This is a genomic window from Geomesophilobacter sediminis (assembly GCF_016458275.1).
GTDB lineage: Bacteria > Desulfobacterota > Desulfuromonadia > Geobacterales > Geobacteraceae > Geomesophilobacter > Geomesophilobacter sediminis.
In genome coordinates, this window is the sequence record NZ_JAEMHM010000048.1 from 1 (window position 1) to 572 (window position 572).

Consider the following 572-nt stretch of genomic DNA (forward strand, 5'->3'; position numbering starts at 1 on the left):
AGGTCATCCAGGTCAATCGTGAGAGCTCATCTCTCATGACGCATGAAGAAACTTCTACTATTTAGTTTTGAGAGACCGAGTCAATTGACTGCGGTCGAAAAACCTCGGAAGTCGCAGAGGTTTTTTTGTTCTTTAAAAACAAGATGAACGGTTAGCGATGACGGGCCTCGGCATTTGGGATGGCAATCGATTGCAGTCAGCATTGTCAATTGTCAATTGTCCACTGTCCATTGCTTTAGGGGCCTGTAGCTCAGTTGGCTAGAGCACACGACTGATAATCGTGAGGTCGGTGGTTCGAGCCCACCCAGGCCCACCATACCAATATTGGGGGTGTAGCTCAGCTGGGAGAGCACCTGCCTTGCACGCAGGGGGTCATCGGTTCGATCCCGTTCACCTCCACCAATATGGACCGAGTTCAAGGTTCAAAGTTCAACGTTCAAGGTTAAGCCTTTAACGTTGAACCTAGAACGTTGAACTTTGAACTTGGTTTTTCGTTCTTTGACAATTGCATAAAGTGATTTGTAGTAGGCAAGACCGAAGAGATTCTGTCGCACGGGCGGAATCGAATCGGG

Annotated in this window: 2 tRNA genes; both read left to right on the forward strand. The window is 48.3% G+C overall.

Annotated features, from left to right (window positions below):
• The first annotated feature begins 239 nt into the window (after window positions 1–239).
• A tRNA-Ile gene (locus JFN93_RS25280) sits at window positions 240–316 on the forward strand.
• 10 nt (window positions 317–326) lie between these two features.
• Window positions 327–402: transfer RNA gene (locus JFN93_RS25285), tRNA-Ala, on the forward strand.
• The last annotated feature ends 170 nt before the right edge of the window (window positions 403–572 follow it).